The sequence below is a fragment of the Novosphingobium olei genome (assembly GCF_037076535.1).
Classification (GTDB): Bacteria; Pseudomonadota; Alphaproteobacteria; order Sphingomonadales; family Sphingomonadaceae; genus Novosphingobium; species Novosphingobium olei.
Genome location: NZ_AP029021.1, coordinates 3,365,260 through 3,385,709, shown reverse-complemented (window position 1 = coordinate 3,385,709; position 20,450 = coordinate 3,365,260). Strand labels below are relative to the sequence as shown.

Genomic DNA, 20,450 nt, shown 5'->3' with positions numbered 1-20,450 from the left:
CGTGTGTTGCCTTCGTGCCGCGCCCGGAAGCGCCCGATCCGACAGGAGCTTTCAGACGATGATCGTAGAATTCGGCAAGACCGGCGCAGAACGCCCCCGCCTCGTCGCCCGTCTGGTGGCCGACGGCGCGCTTCCCGCCGATCTCGACGCCGTGACCCGTGGCGCGGCCGAGGCGCAGCGCTTTTCCGGGAAGACCGGCCAGGTTTTCGAGTACTTCGCCGCGGGCGCTGGCGACGCCATCGCGCGCCATGCGCTGGTGGGCATTGGCGATGCATCGGCCGCTGGGCGGATTGCCGCGCTTGAAAAGGCCGGCGGTGCGCTGACCGCCAAGTACCTGACCTCTGGCGAAGCGGCGGTTGCGATCGACTTTGGCGGTAGCGGTCTTACGGCGGACGAAGCGGCCGCCGTGCTGCTGGGCGCGCGGCTGCGCGGCTGGCGCCACGATGTCTATCGCACAAAGCTGAAAGACGAACAGAAGCCGAGCCTTGGCACGATCGTTGCGATCAATGCCCCGGACGGAACCGATGCTGCCTGGGAGATCGAAAGCGCGATCGCCGAAGGCGTCGAGTTCACCCGCGAACTGGTGACCGAGCCCGCCAACGTGATCTACCCCGAAAGCTTCGTCGAGCGCTGCCGCGCCCGGCTCGAAGGCACGGGAATCGAGATCCTGGTGCTGGACAAGGCGCAGATGACCGCGCTCGGCATGGGCGCGCTGCTGGGCGTGGCGCAGGGTTCTGTGCGCGAGCCGCGCCTGCTGGCGATGCGCTGGAAGGGCAAGGCGGGCGCCCGTCCCACCGCGTTCGTCGGCAAGGGTGTGACCTTCGATACCGGCGGCATCTCGATCAAGCCCGCCGCGGGCATGGAAGACATGAAGTGGGACATGGGCGGCGCCGGCGCGGTTGCGGGCACCATGCTCGCGCTCGCCAAGCGCAAGGCGCAGGCCGACGTCATCGGCGTGTGCGGGCTGGTGGAGAACATGCCCGACGGCAACGCGCAGCGCCCGGGTGACGTGGTCACATCGATGTCGGGCCAGACGGTAGAGGTCATCAACACTGACGCCGAAGGGCGCCTGGTGCTGTGCGATGCGCTGACCTGGGTGCAGAAGGAATACAGCCCGGCGACGATCGTCGACCTTGCCACGCTGACCGGCGCGATGATCATCTCGCTCGGCCATGAACACGCCGGCATGTTCAGCAACGACGACCTGCTCGCCAGCCAACTCGACGCCGCGGGCAAGGCGAGCGGCGACAGCCTGTGGCGCTTCCCGCTGGGGGCGGCGTACGACAAGCTGATCGACAGCCCGATCGCGGACATGAAGAACGTCGGCCCGCGTTATGGTGGCTCGATCACTGCGGCGCAGTTCCTGCAGCGCTACATCGACAAGGGCGTCGCGTGGGCGCACCTCGACATCGCCGGCACCGTCTGGGTCGACAAGGCCGGGGCGACGCACGACAAGGGCGCGACCGGCTTCGGCGTGCGCCTGCTCGATCGCTACGTCCGCAACGTGCTGGAGGCATAAGCGCGGCACATGCCCAAGATGCGGCGCAAGTCGGACCTGCCGACCAAGACCTGCGCCGCATGCGGCCTGCCGTTCACGTGGCGCAAGAAGTGGGAACGGGACTGGGAAAACGTGAAGTTCTGCTCTGAACGTTGTCGCGGCAATCGCAGCGCCGCAACGCCGCAGGCGTCGTGATGGCCGGCTGGTCGCGACGCGCGATGCTGGCGGGCGGCGCGGTGACCTTCGCTGCGTCGGCGCTCCGTGCGGCGCCGGCGCCAGCGGTCCTTTCCGGGGCGCGGCCGGGTGCCAAGGCTCGGCCGATCAGCCGCGAGGAGCGCCTTGCCCGCATCGCCAAGGTGCAGGATCTGATGCAGCGCGCCGGCGTGGCGGCGTTGCTGGTCGAAAGCGGCAGCAGCCTCGTCTATTTCACCGGTGTCCGCTGGTGGCGTTCCGAGCGGGTGACCGCCGCGGTGATCCCGGCGAAGGGACAGCCGGTGATCGTGACGCCGTTCTTCGAGGCGCCATCGGTGCGCGAGACGCTGGCCGTCCCCGCCGACATTCGCACCTGGAACGAGGACGAAAGCCCGTTCGCGCTGATCGCCAGCACGCTGCGGGGCGGCGGCAATGCCGGGCCCATCGCGGTGGAGCAGACCACGCGCGAATTCATCGTCGACGGCCTGCAGCGTGAGGGCACGTTCAAGGTGGTGTCCGGTGCGGCGCTGGTCGATGCGTGCCGGCGGTTCAAGTCTCCGGCCGAGATCGAACTGATGCAGATCGCCAACGACATCACGCTGGCGGCGCTGCGCGAGGTTCACGCGGGCGTGCGGCAGGGCATGACGGCCAAGGACATCTCCGCGATGATGGAGGCGGCGACGGCCCGGCTCGGCGGGGCGAGCGAATTCGCGATGGTGCTGCTCAACGAAGCCAGCGCCTATCCGCACGGTTCGCGCACGCCAGAGGTGGTGCGCGAGGGGTCGGTCATCCTGATGGACTGCGGCTGCACGGTCGAGGATTACCAGTCCGATATCTCGCGCACGTGGGTGTTCGGAGAGCCGAGCGCAAGGCAGCGCAAGGTGTGGCAGACGGTACGGCGCGGGCAGGACGTGGTGTTCGAAGCGGCCCGCCCGGGCGTGCCGGTCGCCGCGCTCGATGCGGCGGTCCGCCGGTTTTACGAGAAAGAGGGCTGGGGTCCTGCGTTTGCGCTGCCCGGCCTGTCGCACCGGGCCGGGCATGGCATCGGCATGGATGGGCACGAATCGCCCTATCTTGTGGGGAGCGACCAGACCGCGCTTGAGCCCGGCATGTGCTTTTCCAACGAGCCGGGGCTCTACATTCCGGGCGCGTTCGGCGTGCGGCTCGAAGACTGCTGGGTGATGACTGCGGCAGGGCCAAAGGCGTTCACGCCACTCGCCCGTTCGCTCGAAGACCCGATCTGAGCCGATGCGCGTCGACTTCTACCAGCTGACCCGCGATCCGGCCGAGCTGGTCGTGCCGCTGATTGCGCGGGCGACGCTCGGCGCCGGCGCGCGTCTGCTGGTGGTGTCGTCGGACGAAGCGCAGCTGACGCGGATCGACGAGGCGTTGTGGACGCGCCTTCCCGAAACCTTCCTCGCGCACGGCCGCGCCGGGGGTGCGCACGATGCGCGACAGCCTATCCTGCTTTCAGACGCGCCCGAGCCGGCGAATGCGGCGACGTATCTTGCCTGCGCTGACGGGCAGTTTCGCGAAATGCACGGGATGGAGCGCGCATTCCTGCTGTTCCCGCCCGAGCAGGTCGACGATGCCCGTGCGACCTGGAAGGCGCTGCGCGCGCGCGAAGGGGCAGACTTGCGGTACTGGCGGCAGGGCGAGCGTGGCTGGGAAGAGGTCAAGCCGGGGCGTTGACGTGCACAGGTACGCTGCCTTGCGGCGCAGCACAAACCCGGCTAGGGGCGCGCGCAACCAGAAAACCCCACAATTCGCAAGGAACGTCCCATGGCGGTTACCCGCACCTTCTCGATCATCAAGCCCGACGCGACCCGTCGCAACCTGACCGGCGGCGTCACCAAGATGCTCGAGGAAGCCGGCCTGCGCGTCGTCGCGTCGAAGCGCATCCACATGAGCCGCGAGCAGGCCGAAGGCTTCTATGCGGTCCACAAGGAACGCCCGTTCTTCAACGATCTCGTCGAGTTCATGATTTCGGGCCCGGTCGTGGTCCAGGTGCTCGAAGGCGAAGACGCGGTAAAGCGCAACCGTGACGTGATGGGCGCGACCAACCCGGCCAACGCCGACGAAGGCACCATCCGCAAGACCTACGCCGAATCGATCGAGGCGAACTCGGTCCACGGTTCGGACTCGGAAGAGAACGCGGCGACCGAAATCGCCTTCTTCTTCAAGCCGGAAGAAATCGTCGGCTGATCAGACCGTCCCATTCGGAACAACGCAAGGGCCACCGGGACATCGCGTCCCGGTGGCCCTTCGCGTTTCAGGTGCACTTCGACGTGCCGCCTGTGCCGGTGAGGCCTGCCGAGAGATTGCGCTGGTCGCGAATGATGAAGGCCGCCTGCTGGCGGATCGTGAAGGGCGAGAAGAAGAAGCTGCCGAACAGGCCCGTGTACTGGTAATAGACCTCGGCAATCATCACGGCGCTGCCGGTGTCGGCGGTCAGCGTGGCCTGGCCCATGTTGACGCCCGTGATGGTCGCACCGTTGAGCCCGTTCTGGGTGCTGTCGTTGCCATAGGCGGACGTCTTGACCAGGCTGCCGTAGCAGCGCTGCCAGTGGATGTACTGCTTTCCGGTCGAAGTATCCTTCTCAAGGCTGGTCAGGATGACGCGGCCATTGGTCGACAGGCTGATCGACTTCCCCGCTTCGCCCGCACCCTTCATCACCGAATCGACGTCCGTTTCGGCGATGGTCGGGGTAACCGAGCTGTTGTCTGCCTGCCCCAGACGGGAGGCATTGTCGCCGACCGCGAGCGCGATTTCGCTCAGCTGCATGTCGATCGCCGTGAGGTTGGCAACCTCGGTGGCGAACATGCCGAACGAGATCAGCACGGGAAGGGCAATCGCAAATTCGATCAGCGCAATCCCGCTGCGGTTTGCGGCGAGGCGGCGCGCCAGACGGCGCGCGCGCGGGGATATGGAAGGGCGCGCGATCATGCGCATGTCCCACTCGATGAACCATACTTCGTTTGCGTTGCGAAAGGCTGGTTCTTGCGCACGGTCTTGGACACGAGCGTCTGCGTTCCGGTGAAGCCCGGCACGAAAGGCAACTTGATCAGCGGGTCGTACTTGACGGTCGTCGTGTAGATAACGACGTCGTAGGCGCCACCGTTGCCCGACTGGCCGATATTGGCATCCCAACGGCCATTGCGGTTCTCGTCGATGTAGGTCTCGCCCCCCGAGCATGTGCCGTCGCTGTTCGTGTCGTTCCATTTTTCGGGACGCGCGATGTCGGCAAAGTCATAGTAGTTGGTGCGGGTCGATGTGACCTGCGCGCCCGGCAGGATGTTCTTGACCGTGGCCGCAACCATGGCGTCGGATGCCGTGGTATCGGCCGTTTCGAGCGATGAATCGCGCGCCGCGGCTTCGACCGCGCCTTCTAGCAGGACCTTGCCGTAGACCAGCTGGCCAAGGTCGATCAGGCTGAAGATCATCAGCACGAAGACGGGCGCAATGATCCCGAATTCCAGGATGTATGCGCCTTCGGTATCGGCGAGCAGGCGCTGCAGTGTGCGGGCGGTCATTGGTAGATCCTGAGCTCGCCGACCTGCTTGGCGATATCCTGGAACGCGGCGTTGAGCTGGGTGGAGTTGGCCGCGGTGTAGGCGCTCTGGTCAGATGCGCAGTAGCTCATGTCCGTGGTCAGCGATGTGCCGAAGGCGATCATCCAGACGCGGATGCCCTTGGCCTTGACCGCATCGCACAGGGCGCGGAAGCGCTGGATGTGGCGGGCATCGCTCTGCGACTTCGAGCCATCCGACGTCACGCGCCGGTCGTGCCATTCGATGCCCCAGGCGCTGTCGAGCGAATTGCCGGTATCGGTGATGCCGTCGGTCATGAAGATGATATGGCGCGAGACCTTGCCGCCGTTGTTGGGCGGATCGTTGACGATGTCGGCAAAGATGCCGTCGGGCGAGCTCAGGCGCGCGCCCCAGGTCATGCCGATGTCGTGATAGGTCGCGCCACCGGCGACGAGCGAGTCGGCATAGGCGTTGAAGCTGGTCTGCGTCATCGTGGACAGGTTCTGCGCCTGGTAGGGGCACCCGTAGGCCGCGCTGTCTCCGTAGAACGAGGTCGCGTTGGATGTCAGGCTCGAGCCGGTCGAATTGGTGCGGTAATAGGCCACTTCCTTCCACAGCGGAGCCCACTGCGTCGACGGGGTCGAAGGATCGGGTGCCGTGTCGATGTCGAGGTCGGATGCCGTGGGCGTGATGCCGAGCAGCGACGAATAGCTGAACGTTGCGGACGCCGTGGTCGAACGTTCGACAATGCAGCCATCCCAGGTCGTCGTGATGTTCGTGCCACCGTCCCCGGTCTGCGTGGTCACCGAGGTGAAGTTCTTGAACTGGCTCGTGTCGTAAGTCACCGCCTTGTAAGTGAACTGGCTGGTGGTGGTGGTGGCAGTATACTTGTTCCGCGTAGAGACGGTGTAATAGATGTAGTAGCTGTTACCGCTCTTGTTGCAGGTGTAGGTGTTGAGGGTCTGCGGCTGGGTTACCGTATTCGTGCTAAGGTATTGATAGCCGCTGGTGCTGTTGGTCGTGCTCGAAGTCGACGTGCCGGTATCGGTCCAGCTGGTGTACGGCAGCGATGTGATGGCGCTGCTGCACCCGCTCGATGTGTAGGCCGTGTTCGCATACAGCTTCGAGTTCGATGTCGACGCAGTCGAGTACGTGGTCGTGGGCGATCCGACCGAAGACGACCATTGGCGCGACTGGATGGTGCGGCTGTCCGCAAGGTAATCGGGGTTGAGGCTCTGGATGAGTCTGCCGACATTCACGGTCTGCGTATAGGGCACGAAGCCATAGCGCAGGCGCGCATTGGTTCCGGCGCTGGCCGTGGCAAGCGTGGTGTAGAAGCTCTTCATCGCGGCGCGCAGGTCCTGCAGCTTGCTGGTTTGCGTGCCACTTGGGGTGCTGCCGGAGGCCGTCTGCAGCATCGAGCCGGTGGTATCGAGCACCATGACCACATCGGCGTTGCCGACGCCCATCGTGGCCGAGCAGTTCACCGAAACCGAGATGTTGGTCATGCCGAAAATCTGCATGACCTTCATCGGCACTGTCACCGATGCCGTGCCGACGACGGAATTGCCGCTGTCCGGCGACGACGTGGTGAAGGTCGGCGTCTGGGACTGATTGCGGTTGAAGTCGTAGTTGGCGAGGAAATAGTTGCTCGCCTTGTCCTTGGCCGTCTGGTCGTAGCCATTGGTGGTAATTGCGCGGCGACCGGCCAGCGTGCCGGCATCGCAGGCATACTGCAGACGGTTGCGCGCCTTATAGACGCCGCTTGCATCGACCGCACCGCCAGCCATTGCAGCGAGAACGAAGATCGCGGCGACCGAGAGTGGCAGGATTGACCCGGTGTTTTCGAGTGCGAGGCGCATCAGCACCTGTCGCGTCCAACTGGCCGCGTGCCGGGTCCACGTGTAAACCTGTATCATCGAGGCCGACCTTTTTAACCATTGGGTCGCAGCTCAGGCGACGCGAATGGTTGCAACTGACCCCATCGTGGCTAACAAAACCCTAAGTGTTATAAGGATTTAATCATAGGCGTCGTTAACCAACTAAAGTTGTAAAATGTGCGGCTGATCGGCTGGGAAATTGTCGAATTAACGACATTGGATCGTCGCCCGGACGTGTCGCGCTTCCCAGCAACGTTTGCGGCCGCTATCGAGCGGGGACCGAGGAGAAAGCGATGATAGGTATGGGCGAGGGCGAATGCCCGTTCGAATTCAACTTCGACGCAGCCACATTCAAGGTGGGCGACGTGGTCAGCTATCGGATTGGCGGCGGGAGCCTGGACGGCATGCCTTTCGTGGGTACCCTGCTCGAAGTGCATGACGATCACGTCGTCATATCGGGCGATGCGAACGATCCGCTGGTGCGATATCGCGGCACACGCGAAAGCCGTCCGGTGGTGAGCGAGGATCAGGTCTGAGCGATCAGAACTCCAGCATCGCCGTCAGCTTGCGCGGGGCGATCGCGCTCCAGCTGCGGCGCAACCACTCCGCGATGTCGTCCCAGTCGACATCGCCCAGATCGAGCCGCATCGCGATCCAGTCGCTGCCAAAATAGGCAGGGCTGTAGAAGCGCGCGGGATCGCTTTCGATCAGTTGTTCCTGCTCGTCGGCGCCGCTGACCTTGACCAACAGCGCGACGCGACCGTCGCCGTGGTGGTCGTTCGAAACCCACGCAAACTTCCTGCCCTTGGCAATGCCGAAGCAGGCCATCCCGTGGCTGACGGTTTCTTCCGCCGCGGGCAGGGCAAGGGCGCGCTGGCGAACCTGTTCGGTCAGCCAGACGGGGGACGTCTCTCGTCCCACCAGCTCCGCAAGGCAGCGTGGATAGAGCTGGTGTTCGGCAAAGAGCACACGTGCGGCGAGCGCTTCGGCGCTTTCGCCGGGACGGATGGCCACCGGCAGCTGTCCGAGCACAGGACCTTCGTCCAGATTGGCGGTCACCAGATGGACGGTGCAGCCGCCATGCGTATCGCCGGCCGCGATGGCGCGGGCATGGGTGTCGAGGCCGGTATATTTGGGCAGCAGCGAGGGATGGATATTGAGCATCCGCCCCTCCCAGCGCGCCACGAAATCTTCCGACAGGATGCGCATGTAGCCCGCAAGCGCGATGAACCGCGCGCCGTGTTCGACCACGGCGGCCTCCATCGCAGCATCGTGCGCGTCGCGGGTCATCCCCTTGTGTGGCAGTGCAAACGTCGGAATGCCTTCGGCAGCGGCCAGTGCAAGCCCCGCTGCTTCCGGCCGGTTAGAGGCGACGAGTACGATTTCGTATGGGGAGCCGGGCAGGCGGCTGGCATAGAGCAGCGCGGCCATGTTGGTGCCGCTGCCCGAAATGAGGACGGCGACCTTGGCCTTCGCTGCCTTGCCTTCAGCCAAGGTGGACCGCTTCCCACGGCTCGCGCGCGGACCACGCCTCGGCGCTGCCGAACACGGTGCAGCCCTTGTCGCCCGCGACGATCTCGCCGATGCGGAACACCGTCTCGCCCGCGTGGCCCAGATCGCGTGCCAAGGCATCGGCTTCATCCGGCGCGACCGCCAGAACCATGCCGATCCCGCAATTGAAGGTCCGCGCCATTTCCTTGGGCTCGATATTGCCCTGCGCCTGCAGGAACGCCATGAGCCGTGGCTGCTCCCACGCGTCCGCATCAATCCGCGCGTGGAGGCCCGCCGGAAGCACCCGGGGCACGTTTTCGAGCAGACCGCCGCCGGTGATGTGGGCCAGTGCGTGGATGCGACCCGAACGGATGAAGGGCAGCAGGCTCTTCACATAGATCCGGGTGGGTTCGATAAGATGTTCGATAAGCAGCCGTTCGTTGTCGAACAGGGCCGGACGATCCATCTTCCAGCCCTTGTCGGCGGCAAGGCGGCGGACCAGCGAATAGCCGTTCGAGTGGACGCCCGAGGAGGCGAGGCCGAGCAGTACGTCGCCTTCGGCCACGCGATCGCCGGTCAGCTGTTCGCCGCGCTCCACCGCGCCGACGCAGAACCCGGCGAGGTCATAGTCGCCGTCGGCGTACATGCCCGGCATTTCGGCGGTTTCGCCACCGATCAGGGCACACCCGGCGAGCTTGCAGCCTTCGGCGATCCCGGCGACGACGCGCTCAGCCACGCCGTTGTCGAGGCGGCCGGTGGCGAAGTAATCGAGGAAGAACAGCGGCTCGGCACCCTGCACGATCAGGTCGTTGACGCACATCGCGACCAGATCGATGCCGATGGCGTCATGGCGATCATGGTCGATGGCGAGCTTGACCTTGGTGCCGACGCCGTCGTTTCCGGCCACCAGCAAGGGGTCCTTGTATCCTGCAGCCTTGAGGTCGAAAAAGCCGCCGAAGCCGCCCAGCTCGGCGTCGGCACCGGGACGGGCTGTCGCCTTGGCCAGAGGGCCGATCGCCTTCACCAGCGCGTTGCCGGCGGCGATGTTCACGCCTGCCTGTTCGTAGGAATAGGACTGCTGCTTGGGGTCGTCGGATGCCATGGCGCAGCCGCCTAGCGCTTTCCTGCTTGGATTTCCACTTGCCTTTGGGCAAAAGCGCCCATCTCATCGGGAGCCGGGAGGAAACTTCGTTTCGGCACCCTTGCGCATCGCGGAGTTCCCTTGGCCGTCTTCACCCTGCCGAATCGAGCATTTCGCCCGCGCAAGGCGCTGCTCGTGCTGGGCGGCGGCGTGGCGCTCGCGCTGGCAGGCGCCGGGCTTTATGCCCAGATCGAAGGCGATCGCGGGATACCCCCGATCGCCAGCACCGGCGATTTCGAGATCTCGGGAATCGAGGTCAATGCGACCGGCGACAATGCCGAAGCCGCCCGCGCCGCTGGCTGGCGCGAGGCGCAGCGCAAGGCGTGGGAGCAGCTCTGGGCCAAGAACGGCTTGGGCGGCGGCACCGCGCCTGCGCTCGACGCCGGAACGCTCGACGGCATGGTCTCGGCGATCGTGGTCGAGAACGAGCAGATCGGACCGCACCGTTATATCGCGACGCTGGGCGTCATCTTCGACCGTGCCCGCACCGGCGGCTACCTCGGCATGCAGGGCCAGGTGGCACGCTCGGCGCCGATGCTGGTGATCCCGGTGCTGTACCAGGGCGGGGTCGGATCGGTGTTCGAGACGCGTACCCCCTGGCAGAAAGCCTGGGCCGAGTTCCGCACTGGCGAAAGCGTGATTGATTACGTCCGCCCGACGGGTTCGGGCGCCGATTCGCTGTTGTTGACCGAAGGCCAGATCACGCGTCGCAGCCGCAACTGGTGGCGCATGATTCTCGACGAATTCGGTGCGGCAGATGTGGTGATCCCGATAGCCCGGTTGCAGCGCGAATTCCCGGGAGGACCAGTCCACGGGACTTTCAGCGCCCGCTATGGTCCGGACAACCGGTATCTCGGCAGCTTCGAAATGACAGCAGTGAGCGAGGACAAGCTGCCGGCGATGCTGAACGAAGCGGTCAAGCGGATCGATGGCCTTTATGCCGCAGCGCTGGCGGCCGGAAAGCTGACGCCCGATGCCACGCTGGTGGTCCAGCCGCAGATCGATCCTAAGCTGGTTGACGAAGTGCTGGCCAAATCGGGCCCCGTGGCAGCCGGGCCCGTGGCGGGCGTCGAAAGCGCGCCGGTCGCCGCTGCCACGACGGCATCGCAGACCCAAACCTTTACCGTGCAGTTCTCGACGCCGGACGCGGCCGCGCTCGATGCGGGCCTCGCCGCCGTGCGCGCGGTGGCGGGCGTGCAGGGGGCAACGGTCTCCTCGCTCGCCATAGGCGGCATGTCGGTCATCCGTGCGACTTACGCAGGCGATCTCGAAGCGCTTTCCGCCGGGTTGAAGGCCCAGGGCTGGAAGGTCACGCAGGGTGCGGGCGCGATCGTGATTCGCAAGTAGCGGCGGCCGAACCAGACCACGCCGAAGTTGCATCAGCATGAGCCAGATCGCTCTTCCTCTGACTACCCTATCTGGCGCGGGCCGGATCGTGACGGGGCCTTCGCTTGAACCGGTCATCTGGGCGCTTCAGTCGAGTGCGGATTGGCCATTCCATACCGCCGTGCTCGCGGGCCCGGCGCGGTCGGGCAAGAGCCTTCTGGCGCGGTGGTTTGCCGACAGCGGGGTGGGCGATGCCATCGACGATGCCGACGATCTTGACGAAAACGCTCTGTTTCATCGCTGGAACAGGGCGCAGGCGGATGGCCGGGCCCTGCTGCTTGTCAGCAGCCGCGCGCCCGGCGAATGGCGCATCGCGTTGCCGGACCTTGCCTCGCGCATCGGCGCTGCCCTGTTGCTCGAAATCGCGACGCCGGACGACCTGCTGCTTCGCGGCCTGATCGAAGAGCATGCGATGCGACGAGGGCTTGTCCTTGGCGAGGGCGTGCTTGCCTGGCTTTTGCCGCGCATCGAGCGCAGCCATGCTGCGGCAGAGGCTCTGGTGCAGACAATCGACAGGCTCTCCCTTGAGCGCAAGGCGCCCGTCACCATATCCCTTGCGCGCGACGCCTTGGCAGAGCGCGTGCATGGCGCGGTCGGGGGCGAATTCCAGCCGCGCTTGCTGTAAGGGGAAAAGGGCAAGCCGCGCTGCGCTTGCCTTGCAGAACGAAACAGGGAAGGATTGCGGCGCCATGTTCGACAGCTTGATCGCCTATCTGGATTCGATCCGCGCGCGCGACCCGGCACCGCGTTCGCGCTGGGAAATCCTGCTTTATCCAGGGCTATGGGCAGTCGGGCTTCATCGCGTCGCGCATTGGCTGTTTGAAGCAGAGCTCTATTTCATGGCTCGCCTCATCAACCACTTCTCCCGCTTTCTGACCGGGATCGACATCCATCCCGGCGCCAAGATCGGGCGACATCTGTTCATCGACCATGGCTTTACCGTGATCGGCGAAACAGCCGAGATCGGTGACAATGTCACGATCTATCAGTGTGTTACGCTGGGCGGCACCAATCCGGCTAATGGCGTTCCGGGCAAGCGGCATCCCACGTTGTGCGACAACGTGATCCTCGGGTCGGGCGCGCAAGTGCTGGGGCCGATCACGGTGGGCGCTCGCGCGCGCGTCGGCGCGAACGCGGTGGTGACCGATGACGTGCCCGAAGGCGCAACGATGATCGGTTTGAAGGCGCGTTCGACACTGGTGCCGGTGGAAACCTGGCTCAAGGACTTCATCCCTTACGGCACGCCCTGCAAGGAGCCGTGCGAGCCGGTTGGCGGCTCCGGCGGAAGCCGCGTCGAGGAGCTCGAGGCCGAGGTTGCGCTGCTCAAGGCCCAGGTAGCAGCCTTGCTCGCGCGCGAAACGCCCGAGCCTGAGCCTACCAGCACGACACCCCGGCGGAGGAGCCGCAGCTGAGCGCAAACGCGCCCGATTCCGCAGGTGGCGCGGCCAATGTCGTGCCTCTTCCGATTGCCCGGCCCGTTCAGCAGGTCGGCTTCGATCGTGCAGAGCTCATGCGCATCCTCGACCTTTATGGCCGCATGGTCGCCGCAGGCTTGTGGAAGGACTACGCGCTCAACTTCGACCGCGATGCTGCGAGCTTTTCGGCCTATCGCCGGAGTGCCGAGCGCGCGACCGCCCGGATCGAGAAGCGTCCCGCGCTGCGTCAGCGCCAGGGCATGTGGGCGCTTTATGGCGAAGCGGGGCAGGTGCTCAAGCGCGGGCACGATCTGGCCAGCGTGCTTTCGCCCCTCGAGCGCAAGCTGCTCAAGGTCGTCGAGGACTGAGCATTCGTTGGATTGCGCCAATCATGGCCGTTGTCGCATTGGCGGATGTGTCTGCCTGCTCCAGCCCTGTCCAGCCGGGCAAGGCCGAGCATGCGGGGCGCAAAGTCCTGCGTGTGCTCTATCGTGATGACAAGGTGCTGATGCTGGTGACGTTGCCGGCCAAGCCCGGTGATCCGCCGGTGCCGAGCGATTGCGCGACACCGCTGCTGATCGATCCGGCAAGCGGTGCGGCAAAAGCGATCACGGCAAGCGAGATGTCGCGGCGGCTGAAGTCGATGCAACTGGCGGCGGCAACGCCCGGCACCTGTGACGCGGCCAAGGATACGCTCAGGCGAAAGTAGCGGCGGTGCTTGCGCCACCTTGCGAACTGGTGACTGCGTCGACGATCCGGGCGAAGAACAACCCTGCGGCAAAAAGCGCAACGACCCCGACGACATCGAGCACGATCGCCATGCTGGTACCGCCGATGGATTCCGTCCTGGCGGACATCGACAACGCGATGTTGCCGACGATCCAGGCGCTCCACCAGCGCACCAGCAGCGGATCGGTCGTGGTTCCAACGCTTCCCTCCGTTCCGATGCTTGCGGCCCAGATTTCCTTCATCGCGCCCAAAGGCTTGAACAGATTGGCGATCGGCAGGAAGTACCAGCCCCAGGCACCGGTCGGCGAATGGCGCATGGGGAGGCCGCGTTCGGCAAGGTTTGCGCTCGCCCGGTGCAGCCACATCGCCGAGATAATTACGCAAAGCAGGGCAGAGGCCAACTGCACGAGCGCAATTGCGACGCTCGCGGCCAGGGCGGGGCGAGAAGCCCGCTGCGGATCGGCAAGGCCCAGTCGGTCGCACAGGACAACCAGGGCAAGCGATCCGCCGAACAGGGGCAGCAGCCATTGCAGCCGGCTGGCAAGCTTTTCGAGTCGGGCCTGCTGCGGCGCTGCAGGTTCGTCAGCCATCCGGTATTCTCCCGCCCGTTCTATTGCGCCACAGCTTAGGCACGTTCTGATGAACGGCAAGGACTAGCCAAATGAAAGGGCGCGCGCTCAGGCTTTCAGCGTTGCGGCGAGGGCATTGAGGATCACTGCAGACTGCTCGCCTCCGGACTGTGGCACGAAGTCTCCGGTGCGGTCAGAAATGCGGTCCCATGCGGCGGCAAAGCCTTCCAATGTCTGCTCCTCTTCGGAAAGCACCACTGGCGGGTTCATCGTGACCCACGAGCAATGAAATGCCCCGCCGCCAGCACCGACGATGGCGTTGCTCGGCGCATCTTCGGAGACGAGATACAGCGCTGCCGGGACGACCTTCTCCGGCGAGAAGGCAGCGAAGGCGGCTTCGGGGAAAATGTCCTCGGTCAGACGCGTTGCAGCGACGGGAGCCAGCGTGTTGACGCGGATATTATACTTCGCGCCTTCCAGGTAGAGCGTCTTGGTCATGCCCGCGACGCCGAGTTTTGCGCCGCCGTAGTTGGTCTGCCCGAAATTGCCGAACAGGCCCGTCGACGAGGACGTCATGAGGATGCGGCCATACCCCTGCTCGCGCATCGTATCCCACACGGCCTTGGTGGCAAAGGCGGAGCCGGTGAGGTGGACCTTGACCACCGTTTCGAAGTCCGCAGCGTCCATCTTGGCGAAGCTCTTGTCGCGCAGGATCCCGGCGTTGTTGATCAGGATGTGGACGCCGCCCCACTTTTCCTTCGCGCGCGCGACCATTTCCACCATCTGCTCGATCTCGGTCACGGAGCCGCCGTTGGCCATGGCCTGGCCGCCCATCTCCTCGATCTCCTGGACTACTTTCAACGCGGCATCGGAATGGCCCGTACCATCGCGCGTGCCGCCCAGATCGTTGACGACGACCCGTGCCCCGCGGCGCGCCAGTTCCAGCGCGTAGTCGCGGCCGAGACCTCCGCCAGCGCCGGTGACGATTGCCACGCGGCCTTCGAACGAAATGGTCATCGATGGGCTCCTGTCTGATGGGCGGCGAAAGGCGCGATCCCTGCTTGGGCGGTGCCATGAAGCGCCGTGCAAGGCAACGCCCCAGCGGCGGCAATAAAACGTCACAATACCGTCAGTCGAAAGTCAAAAACGTGTAACAATACCTTCATAGCGCAGCCCGGTCATTCGAGGGGACCGACCACCATGGCTGCCAAGCGTCTTTCTGTCATTGCCCTTGCCGTATCGCTGGGATGGACAAACCCTGCCCATGCGCAGGGCGAAGATCTTGCCACGCTGCAATTGCAGATTGCCCAGATGCAGGAGCAAATGCGGGGGCAGATGGCAGCGATGCTGGCCATGCAGCAGCAGATCGAAGCACTGCAGGGGAAGCTGGCGAGCGCCACAAATCCGGTGCCGGCGACTTCGCCACTGGTTGCCGCCCCGACGCCGCAGCCCGCACCGCTCGCGTTGGCGGCGCTGGGTGGGTCGAGTGGGACCTCGCCGACCGCTGCGGACAAGCCCAAGCCAAAGGCCTGGTACGATCGCCTGCAGTTGCGCGGCTATACCCAGCTGCGTTTCAACGAGATCATATCGGGAGACAAGACCGCGCCCGCCGGCCAGTCGCGCCTGCGTTCGGTGCACGACGGTTCGATCTCCGATCGCAGTAATTTTTCGCTGCGCCGCGTCCGCGTCGTCCTGCAGGGCGAGATATCCGACCGCGTCTCGCTCTATCTCCAGCACGACTTCGCCAGCGCGGTCATGGGGCAGCAGGCGGGCGAGCGGCGCGAAGGCTTCGGCCAGCTGCGCGATGCCTATGCCGATGTATTCCTCGACCGGCACAAGACGTTCAAGGTCCGCCTCGGCCAGTCGAAGGTGCCATACGGCTGGGAGAACATGCAGTCCTCGTCCAATCGCCTGACGCTCGATCGCAGCGACGGTATCAACAGCGCGGTGCCCGGCGAGCGCGATCTTGGCGTGATTGCCTATTTCACGCCGCGCACCATGCAGAAGATCTGGGACGAGCTCACCAAGGAGGGGCAGAAGACCTTCGGCAACTATGGCGCTTTCGGTATCGGCCTGATGAACGGGCAGGGCACTAACAAGACCGAGCAGGACAACGCCCTGATGCAGGTGGCACTGGTCTCGCTGCCGTTCCGCGTTGGCGACCAGATCTTAGAGGTTGGCGCGTCGGCTATGCGCAACCACTTCCGCCCCGAACTGCGCAGCGGCGGCGTCAGCGCGAAGGGCTATGCTGACGACCGCATCGGCGTGCACGCCATGCTCTATCCCCGCCCGATCGGCGTGCAGGCCGAATGGAACTGGGGCAAGGGCCCCGAATTCGACCGCGCCAGCGGGACGATCAAGGAAAAGAAGCTGAACGGCGGCTACGTTCAAGTGATGGGACGCTTTGCCACCGAAGGCGGCAGCACGCTGTGGCCCTATGCCCGCTGGCAACACTATCGCGGCGGCTGGAAGGTCGCGCTCAACGCGCCGAGAGTCGAGACCGACGAGATCGAGGTCGGCCTCGAATGGCAGGCGATGAAGGCGCTCGAACTCACCCTCGCTTACGCACGGATGAGGCGCTCCGAGGCTGACGAACGCCGCCTTGGCCGGGCCGAGGGCAACGTCCTGCGCACCCAGATCCAGTGGAATTACTGAACCTGTGCGCCGGGCGGATCAGGCGATACGCTTGACCCACCCGTGCGTGTCGGCCGCTTCGCCCCGCTGGATCGAGACGAGGCGCTGGCGCAGCTTCTGCGTGAGCTGGCCGGGTCCGCCCGAGCCGATGACGAATTCGCCATCGCGGCTGGCAACCTTTCCGACCGGGGTCACCACCGCGGCCGTGCCGCAGGCGAAGGTTTCGAGCAGCTTGCCCGATGCGGCATCCGCCTTCCACTGGTCGAGGCTGTAGCGGCCCTCGCGAACGGTCAGGCCTTCCTCGGCAGCCAACTTGAGCAGGCTTTCCCGCGTGATGCCGGGCAGGATGGTGCCGGTCAGCTCCGGGGTCAGCACCGAGCCGTCGTCGAACACGAAGAACAGGTTCATCCCGCCCAGTTCCTCGACCCACTTGTGCTCGGCAGCATCGAGGAACAGAACTTGATCATGGCCACGCTCGAAAGCTTCGGCGGTGGGGACGAGGCTTGCCGCGTAGTTGCCGCCGCACTTGGCCGCCCCGGTTCCGCCAGGGGCCGCGCGGGTATAGTCCGAAACCCAGATCGAGACTGCTGGCGCGCCTGACTTGAAGTAGTTGCCAGCCGGGCTTGCGATGACGAGAAACTTGTACTGCTTCGACGGCCGCACGCCGAGGAAGGCTTCGGATGCGAACATGAACGGGCGCAGATAAAGCGAGCCGCCATCGACAGTCGGGAACCAGTCCTTGTCGACAAGCACCTGCTGGCGGACGGCTTCGACGAACAGGTCTTCCGGCAGCTCTGGCATGGCCAGGCGCCGGGCCGAGGCATTGAAGCGAGCGGCATTGGCTTCGGGGCGGAAAAGCGCGATGCCGCCGTCGGCCAGGCGGTAGGCCTTCAGCCCTTCGAAGATCTCCTGCGCATAGTGCAGCACGGCAGCGGCAGGATCGAGCGGGATCGGACCATAGGGCACGATCCGGGCGTCGTGCCAGCCGCGCCCTTCGGTATAGTCGATCTCGACCATGTGGTCGGTGAAGGCGCGACCGAACCCCGGGTCCGCCAGCACGGCAGTCCGCGCATCCACCGCAAGCGGGGCGGGATGCGGGTGGCGCGTGAAGGTCTGGCTGGTTTCGGCGTCGGTCGCCATCGCTCGGATGTCCTTGCTGGAATCGTAATGGAGCGCGCTCCGTGAACGATTATTGCGCAAGACGCAAGCATAATGTAATAAATGTGAAGGGCCGCGCCGGTCAATCCGGAGCGGCCCTTCGCATGGTCAGCGGCCGGAAGTGCCGCCCACGAAGCCTTTATCGCTTAATCGAAACTCAGCGATAATGCCTCGCGCGGGACTGTACCGACCTCTCTGCTGAACCATGAGACATCGGATCACCTCCTTTCGCGCTGTTGAGCCAAAGTCGCCGCTCTCGCGGCTGGATCGAAGCACCACGTCATCGCCTCGATCTTGAACTCAATGTGATTCATCCAGTCGCCAACAACAAGTCTTGCGTGAAATTATTTTGCCGTCAGGATAGCCGCTTCGCGCCGATGGCCAGATGGCCTCTCCTCACGCTTTTCGACAATCTTCGACGACCCGCCCGATCTCTGCCCAGGCAGGCAGGTACAGCGTGGGCAAGCCGTTGATATCGATTGCAAAGCGGCCACGGCTGAAGGCGAAAGCATCAAGCAGTCGATCATTCCTTGCAATTGCGATCGCCAGCATCGGCACGGCGCCGCCGCTGACCGGCACGGCGCTTGTATTGCGCGTCTCGCTTGAGGTGGCGATCGACGCGGGGACGGGGGCCGAGGCCGAACCGTTGCGATAAAAGGTCACCGTTGCATTAGGCCGATCGCAGCGCAGCAACGCCAGCGTCGCGCCCCCGTTCGAGACGAACCGAGCCTCGCTGCCGTTTCCGAGCGGAGCATAGACCCAATCACCGGGCGTCTGGACAGCATCACGCCAATCCTTCGGAGCGGCTCTTTCTGCGATTTTAGAGGGAGGCGGCGCTTGAGTCGGTTTTGGCGCCGGTGCTGCCGGGGGAGGCGGGACGGGCGCGGCGACGCATCCCGCCAATGCGACGGAAAGGAGCAGCGGCAGGCCTGTGCGGTTGATCTTCATGCCCGGCTTATGGAAGAGAGACCGGGTGACCTCAACCCGTCCCCCGAAGAGCCCAGCCGGAGCGAAGCAGCGCGTCGACCAGATGCTGGTTGACAGAGGGCTGGCTGAAAGCCGCACCCGCGCGCAGGCTCTGATCCTGGCCGGCGTCGTGTTTTCGGGGGAAACCAAGATCGCCAAGGCGGGGCAGCCAGTTTCCGCCGAGGCACCGCTTGAAGTGCGTGGGCGGGACCATCCATGGGTTTCGCGCGGCGGAATCAAGCTTGCCCACGCGATCGATCATTTCGGTCTCGATCCCGACGGTATCGTGGCGATGGATATCGGCAGCTCGACGGGCGGATTCACCGACGTCCTGCTGCAGAAGGGCGCCAGCCATGTGTTCGCGGTGGACTCCGGGACAAACCAGCTCGCCTGGAAACTGCGGCAGGACGCGCGGGTGACGGTGCTTGAGCAGACCAGCGCGCGCATCCTTACCGCCGCGCACATCGATCAAGCGGCAAGCTGGGTGGTTTGCGATGCAAGTTTCATAAGCCTGCGCAAGGTGCTCGAGGTGCCGCTGGCGTTGGCGACACGTCCGACGCAGCTCGTGGCCCTGATCAAGCCCCAGTTCGAAGTCGGGCGAAGCGAGGTCGGCAAGGGCGGAGTCGTACGCGACCCTGCATTGCACACCCGCGTTTGCAACGAAGTGCGGGAATGGCTGCAGGAAGAGGGCTGGGCGGTGCAGGGGGTCGTCGAAAGCCCGATCACCGGACCGGAAGGCAACGTCGAGTTCCTGATTTCTGCGACGCACGATTGACTTTGCGCGGATTGTCGGCGGAATTGTGCGGTGAATGGAGCTGCGCCAGCGTCGGCCGGCTCGAACCTACGAATCGATTGGGGGTCGCAGTTCGGGTACCATGAGATATCTCGCTTCTCCTGCGCAGTTGCGCGCCAGCCTTCTGCGCTGGTCGCTGTTCACCGTTCCGCTGGTACTCGGGCTTGGCATGCTTTCGGGCATCGCGGCCGGGAGTGGTCCTGCCAACGCGTGGTTCGCGGTGCTGAACAAGCCAGTGCTCTATCCCCCGCCGGCAACGTTCGGGATCGTGTGGAGCGTCCTCTATGTTCTGATGGGGGTGGCCCTGGCGATGATCATCTCGGCGTGGGGTGCACGCGGCCGGACTGTCGCGATCATCTTCTTCGCTGTGCAGTTGCTGCTCAATCTTTCGTGGAGCCCTGTGTTCTTCGGCCTGCACCAGACGACGCTTGCCCTGTGGATCATCCTCGCCATGATTCCGCTGGTGCTGGCGACACTCTTCATCTTCTTCCGCATCCGGCCGATCGCTGGGCTGCTGCTGGCGCCTTATCTCGCTTGGATATGCTTTGCTGCCTTTCTCAACTGGCAGTTCGTGGTGCTCAATCCCGACTCCGAGCAGATAAAGAATTCGGGGGCGGCGGTCCGCGTCGAGCTCTGAGCGTCTTGCGGATGCAGGGGCACGAGACCATTTAAGGAAGCGAAAGCGCTGCGCCAGCTTTTGGCACGGCCGAGAACGTTGCGAAGGGCAAGAGAATGCAGAGCGATAACCCGCTGATCGCCGATTTCGTCAAGTTGCTGAACGGTGCGGCCGGGACCTTTGCCGGGATGAGCCGCGAAGCAGGCGCGACCGCGCGCGAGAAGCTGCGGGAGGCCATGGGCGGCCTTGACTTCATCAGTCGCGAAGAGTTCGACGCTGTGAAGGAGATGGCGGCGACGGCTCGTGAGGAAGTAGAGACGCTGAAGGAGCGTCTTGCCAAGCTGGAAGGTGCCGCGGCTTCATCGGACCCTGCCGAGAGCGCGAGCGACACGGCGGTAGGCTGAAGGTTCGGCCATCCGCGCAGGCGGGAAATATCTCGATCGGCGGAAGG

General features: G+C 64.8%; 24 protein-coding genes. 15 read left to right on the top strand and 9 right to left on the bottom strand.

The features are described 5' to 3' along the window. Window positions 1-58: 58 nt before the first annotated feature. The 5 genes from AACH40_RS15940 to ndk all read left to right on the top strand — a co-directional run bounded on the left by AACH40_RS15940 (window position 59) and on the right by ndk (window position 3,895). Entirely contained in the window at window positions 59-1,519 is a 1,461-nt protein-coding gene (locus AACH40_RS15940; protein WP_338643243.1) for a leucyl aminopeptidase, read from the top strand. 9 nt (window positions 1,520-1,528) lie between these two features. Further along, window positions 1,529-1,693: a DUF2256 domain-containing protein gene (locus tag AACH40_RS15935; RefSeq protein WP_338643242.1), complete on the top strand. Its 165-nt coding sequence runs from the start codon at window positions 1,529-1,531 to the stop codon at window positions 1,691-1,693. Beyond that, entirely contained in the window at window positions 1,693-2,934 is a 1,242-nt protein-coding gene (locus tag AACH40_RS15930; RefSeq protein WP_338643241.1) for a Xaa-Pro peptidase family protein, read from the top strand. The genes AACH40_RS15935 and AACH40_RS15930 overlap by 1 nt, the downstream gene beginning before the upstream one ends. Before the next feature lie 4 nt (window positions 2,935-2,938). Further along, window positions 2,939-3,382, top strand: coding sequence for a DNA polymerase III subunit chi (locus tag AACH40_RS15925; RefSeq protein ID WP_169491377.1), 444 nt, complete (start codon window positions 2,939-2,941; stop codon window positions 3,380-3,382). Between the two features lie 90 nt (window positions 3,383-3,472). Further along, window positions 3,473-3,895 carry a nucleoside-diphosphate kinase gene (gene ndk / locus AACH40_RS15920; protein ID WP_169491378.1) on the top strand — a complete coding sequence of 141 codons (423 nt, stop codon included), beginning with the start codon at window positions 3,473-3,475 and terminating at the stop codon, window positions 3,893-3,895. 67 nt (window positions 3,896-3,962) lie between these two features. Here ndk and AACH40_RS15915 read toward each other — a convergent pair whose 3' ends face one another. The 3 genes from AACH40_RS15915 to AACH40_RS15905 are packed head-to-tail and all read right to left on the bottom strand — an operon-like array spanning window position 3,963 to window position 7,083. Beyond that, complete coding sequence (locus AACH40_RS15915; RefSeq protein ID WP_338643240.1) at window positions 3,963-4,637, bottom strand: pilus assembly protein TadE; 675 nt, start codon at window positions 4,635-4,637, stop codon at window positions 3,963-3,965. Further along, window positions 4,634-5,224 carry a TadE/TadG family type IV pilus assembly protein gene (locus AACH40_RS15910; protein WP_338643239.1) on the bottom strand — a complete coding sequence of 197 codons (591 nt, stop codon included), beginning with the start codon at window positions 5,222-5,224 and terminating at the stop codon, window positions 4,634-4,636. Before AACH40_RS15910 ends, AACH40_RS15915 begins: the two co-directional genes overlap by 4 nt. After that, window positions 5,221-7,083: a Tad domain-containing protein gene (locus AACH40_RS15905; protein ID WP_338643238.1), complete on the bottom strand. Its 1,863-nt coding sequence runs from the start codon at window positions 7,081-7,083 to the stop codon at window positions 5,221-5,223. The genes AACH40_RS15910 and AACH40_RS15905 overlap by 4 nt, the downstream gene beginning before the upstream one ends. 311 nt (window positions 7,084-7,394) lie before the next feature. On the opposite strand from AACH40_RS15905, the gene AACH40_RS15900 reads away from it, so the two are divergent. Continuing rightward, window positions 7,395-7,637: a hypothetical protein gene (locus AACH40_RS15900; protein ID WP_169491381.1), complete on the top strand. Its 243-nt coding sequence runs from the start codon at window positions 7,395-7,397 to the stop codon at window positions 7,635-7,637. Between the two features lie 4 nt (window positions 7,638-7,641). Here the strand turns inward: AACH40_RS15900 and purN are convergent, their stop codons facing one another. Together purN and purM are read right to left on the bottom strand one after the other, a co-directional pair. Beyond that, window positions 7,642-8,532, bottom strand: a complete 891-nt coding sequence (gene purN, locus AACH40_RS15895; protein WP_338646127.1) for a phosphoribosylglycinamide formyltransferase — start codon at window positions 8,530-8,532, stop codon at window positions 7,642-7,644. 55 nt (window positions 8,533-8,587) lie between these two features. Further along, window positions 8,588-9,694 (bottom strand): phosphoribosylformylglycinamidine cyclo-ligase, encoded by a 1,107-nt coding sequence (gene purM, locus AACH40_RS15890; RefSeq protein WP_338643237.1) that lies wholly within the window; start codon window positions 9,692-9,694, stop codon window positions 8,588-8,590. A gap of 120 nt (window positions 9,695-9,814) precedes the next feature. On the opposite strand from purM, the gene AACH40_RS15885 reads away from it, so the two are divergent. The 5 genes from AACH40_RS15885 to AACH40_RS15865 all read left to right on the top strand — a co-directional run bounded on the left by AACH40_RS15885 (window position 9,815) and on the right by AACH40_RS15865 (window position 13,243). Further along, complete coding sequence (locus tag AACH40_RS15885) at window positions 9,815-11,080, top strand: heavy-metal-associated domain-containing protein (RefSeq protein ID WP_338643236.1); 1,266 nt, start codon at window positions 9,815-9,817, stop codon at window positions 11,078-11,080. 37 nt (window positions 11,081-11,117) lie between these two features. Beyond that, the gene (locus tag AACH40_RS15880; protein WP_338643235.1) at window positions 11,118-11,744 is read left to right on the top strand and encodes an HdaA/DnaA family protein; all 627 of its coding nucleotides are present in this window, start codon (window positions 11,118-11,120) and stop codon (window positions 11,742-11,744) included. Between the two features lie 64 nt (window positions 11,745-11,808). Then, on the top strand, window positions 11,809-12,531 hold the full coding sequence (epsC, locus tag AACH40_RS15875; protein WP_169491385.1) for a serine O-acetyltransferase EpsC: 723 nt from the start codon (window positions 11,809-11,811) through the stop codon (window positions 12,529-12,531). Between the two features lie 98 nt (window positions 12,532-12,629). Continuing rightward, a complete protein-coding gene (locus AACH40_RS15870) occupies window positions 12,630-12,902 on the top strand; it encodes a DUF2794 domain-containing protein (protein ID WP_240959290.1) in 273 nt (90 codons plus the stop codon). Between the two features lie 23 nt (window positions 12,903-12,925). Then, window positions 12,926-13,243, top strand: coding sequence for a hypothetical protein (locus AACH40_RS15865; RefSeq protein ID WP_338643234.1), 318 nt, complete (start codon window positions 12,926-12,928; stop codon window positions 13,241-13,243). Here the strand turns inward: AACH40_RS15865 and AACH40_RS15860 are convergent. Both AACH40_RS15860 and AACH40_RS15855 read right to left on the bottom strand, forming a co-directional pair. Beyond that, window positions 13,230-13,853: a DUF4328 domain-containing protein gene (locus AACH40_RS15860; RefSeq protein WP_338643233.1), complete on the bottom strand. Its 624-nt coding sequence runs from the start codon at window positions 13,851-13,853 to the stop codon at window positions 13,230-13,232. The two genes, AACH40_RS15865 and AACH40_RS15860, sit on opposite strands and share 14 nt — an antisense overlap. Window positions 13,854-13,940: 87 nt before the next feature. Beyond that, the gene (locus tag AACH40_RS15855; protein ID WP_169491388.1) at window positions 13,941-14,849 is read right to left on the bottom strand and encodes an SDR family NAD(P)-dependent oxidoreductase; all 909 of its coding nucleotides are present in this window, start codon (window positions 14,847-14,849) and stop codon (window positions 13,941-13,943) included. A 183-nt stretch (window positions 14,850-15,032) separates the two neighbouring features. On the opposite strand from AACH40_RS15855, the gene AACH40_RS15850 reads away from it, so the two are divergent. Further along, window positions 15,033-16,487, top strand: coding sequence for a porin (locus tag AACH40_RS15850; RefSeq protein WP_338643232.1), 1,455 nt, complete (start codon window positions 15,033-15,035; stop codon window positions 16,485-16,487). An 18-nt stretch (window positions 16,488-16,505) separates the two neighbouring features. Here AACH40_RS15850 and AACH40_RS15845 read toward each other — a convergent pair whose 3' ends face one another. Continuing rightward, a complete protein-coding gene (locus AACH40_RS15845) occupies window positions 16,506-17,606 on the bottom strand; it encodes a branched-chain amino acid aminotransferase (RefSeq protein WP_169491390.1) in 1,101 nt (366 codons plus the stop codon). Between the two features lie 414 nt (window positions 17,607-18,020). After that, window positions 18,021-18,572: a hypothetical protein gene (locus AACH40_RS15840; RefSeq protein WP_338643231.1), complete on the bottom strand. Its 552-nt coding sequence runs from the start codon at window positions 18,570-18,572 to the stop codon at window positions 18,021-18,023. 82 nt (window positions 18,573-18,654) lie between these two features. Between AACH40_RS15840 and AACH40_RS15835 the strand changes: the two genes are divergently transcribed. The 3 genes from AACH40_RS15835 to AACH40_RS15825 all read left to right on the top strand — a co-directional run bounded on the left by AACH40_RS15835 (window position 18,655) and on the right by AACH40_RS15825 (window position 20,403). Further along, window positions 18,655-19,365: a TlyA family RNA methyltransferase gene (locus tag AACH40_RS15835; protein WP_338646123.1), complete on the top strand. Its 711-nt coding sequence runs from the start codon at window positions 18,655-18,657 to the stop codon at window positions 19,363-19,365. 100 nt (window positions 19,366-19,465) lie between these two features. Further along, the gene (locus AACH40_RS15830; RefSeq protein WP_338643230.1) at window positions 19,466-20,020 is read left to right on the top strand and encodes a TspO/MBR family protein; all 555 of its coding nucleotides are present in this window, start codon (window positions 19,466-19,468) and stop codon (window positions 20,018-20,020) included. Window positions 20,021-20,115: 95 nt separating this feature from the next. Beyond that, the gene (locus AACH40_RS15825) at window positions 20,116-20,403 is read left to right on the top strand and encodes an accessory factor UbiK family protein (RefSeq protein WP_169491393.1); all 288 of its coding nucleotides are present in this window, start codon (window positions 20,116-20,118) and stop codon (window positions 20,401-20,403) included. Window positions 20,404-20,450 lie beyond the last annotated feature (47 nt).

What these genes read in the sequence shown, in the direction of transcription:
- AACH40_RS15940 (WP_338643243.1), top strand. Translation starts at nt 59, where the DNA reads ATGATCGTAGAATTCGGCAAGACCGGCGCAGAACGCCCCCGCCTCGTC.
- AACH40_RS15935 (WP_338643242.1), top strand. Translation starts at nt 1,529, where the DNA reads ATGCCCAAGATGCGGCGCAAGTCGGACCTGCCGACCAAGACCTGCGCC.
- AACH40_RS15930 (WP_338643241.1), top strand. Translation starts at nt 1,693, where the DNA reads ATGGCCGGCTGGTCGCGACGCGCGATGCTGGCGGGCGGCGCGGTGACC.
- AACH40_RS15925 (WP_169491377.1), top strand. Translation starts at nt 2,939, where the DNA reads ATGCGCGTCGACTTCTACCAGCTGACCCGCGATCCGGCCGAGCTGGTC.
- ndk (WP_169491378.1), top strand. Translation starts at nt 3,473, where the DNA reads ATGGCGGTTACCCGCACCTTCTCGATCATCAAGCCCGACGCGACCCGT.
- AACH40_RS15915 (WP_338643240.1), bottom strand. Translation starts at nt 4,637, where the DNA reads ATGATCGCGCGCCCTTCCATATCCCCGCGCGCGCGCCGTCTGGCGCGC.
- AACH40_RS15910 (WP_338643239.1), bottom strand. Translation starts at nt 5,224, where the DNA reads ATGACCGCCCGCACACTGCAGCGCCTGCTCGCCGATACCGAAGGCGCA.
- AACH40_RS15905 (WP_338643238.1), bottom strand. Translation starts at nt 7,083, where the DNA reads ATGCGCCTCGCACTCGAAAACACCGGGTCAATCCTGCCACTCTCGGTC.
- AACH40_RS15900 (WP_169491381.1), top strand. Translation starts at nt 7,395, where the DNA reads ATGATAGGTATGGGCGAGGGCGAATGCCCGTTCGAATTCAACTTCGAC.
- purN (WP_338646127.1), bottom strand. Translation starts at nt 8,532, where the DNA reads ATGGCCGCGCTGCTCTATGCCAGCCGCCTGCCCGGCTCCCCATACGAA.
- purM (WP_338643237.1), bottom strand. Translation starts at nt 9,694, where the DNA reads ATGGCATCCGACGACCCCAAGCAGCAGTCCTATTCCTACGAACAGGCA.
- AACH40_RS15880 (WP_338643235.1), top strand. Translation starts at nt 11,118, where the DNA reads ATGAGCCAGATCGCTCTTCCTCTGACTACCCTATCTGGCGCGGGCCGG.
- epsC (WP_169491385.1), top strand. Translation starts at nt 11,809, where the DNA reads ATGTTCGACAGCTTGATCGCCTATCTGGATTCGATCCGCGCGCGCGAC.
- AACH40_RS15870 (WP_240959290.1), top strand. Translation starts at nt 12,630, where the DNA reads ATGCGCATCCTCGACCTTTATGGCCGCATGGTCGCCGCAGGCTTGTGG.
- AACH40_RS15865 (WP_338643234.1), top strand. Translation starts at nt 12,926, where the DNA reads ATGGCCGTTGTCGCATTGGCGGATGTGTCTGCCTGCTCCAGCCCTGTC.
- AACH40_RS15860 (WP_338643233.1), bottom strand. Translation starts at nt 13,853, where the DNA reads ATGGCTGACGAACCTGCAGCGCCGCAGCAGGCCCGACTCGAAAAGCTT.
- AACH40_RS15855 (WP_169491388.1), bottom strand. Translation starts at nt 14,849, where the DNA reads ATGACCATTTCGTTCGAAGGCCGCGTGGCAATCGTCACCGGCGCTGGC.
- AACH40_RS15850 (WP_338643232.1), top strand. Translation starts at nt 15,033, where the DNA reads ATGGCTGCCAAGCGTCTTTCTGTCATTGCCCTTGCCGTATCGCTGGGA.
- AACH40_RS15845 (WP_169491390.1), bottom strand. Translation starts at nt 17,606, where the DNA reads ATGGCGACCGACGCCGAAACCAGCCAGACCTTCACGCGCCACCCGCAT.
- AACH40_RS15840 (WP_338643231.1), bottom strand. Translation starts at nt 18,572, where the DNA reads ATGAAGATCAACCGCACAGGCCTGCCGCTGCTCCTTTCCGTCGCATTG.
- AACH40_RS15835 (WP_338646123.1), top strand. Translation starts at nt 18,655, where the DNA reads ATGCTGGTTGACAGAGGGCTGGCTGAAAGCCGCACCCGCGCGCAGGCT.
- AACH40_RS15830 (WP_338643230.1), top strand. Translation starts at nt 19,466, where the DNA reads ATGAGATATCTCGCTTCTCCTGCGCAGTTGCGCGCCAGCCTTCTGCGC.
- AACH40_RS15825 (WP_169491393.1), top strand. Translation starts at nt 20,116, where the DNA reads ATGCAGAGCGATAACCCGCTGATCGCCGATTTCGTCAAGTTGCTGAAC.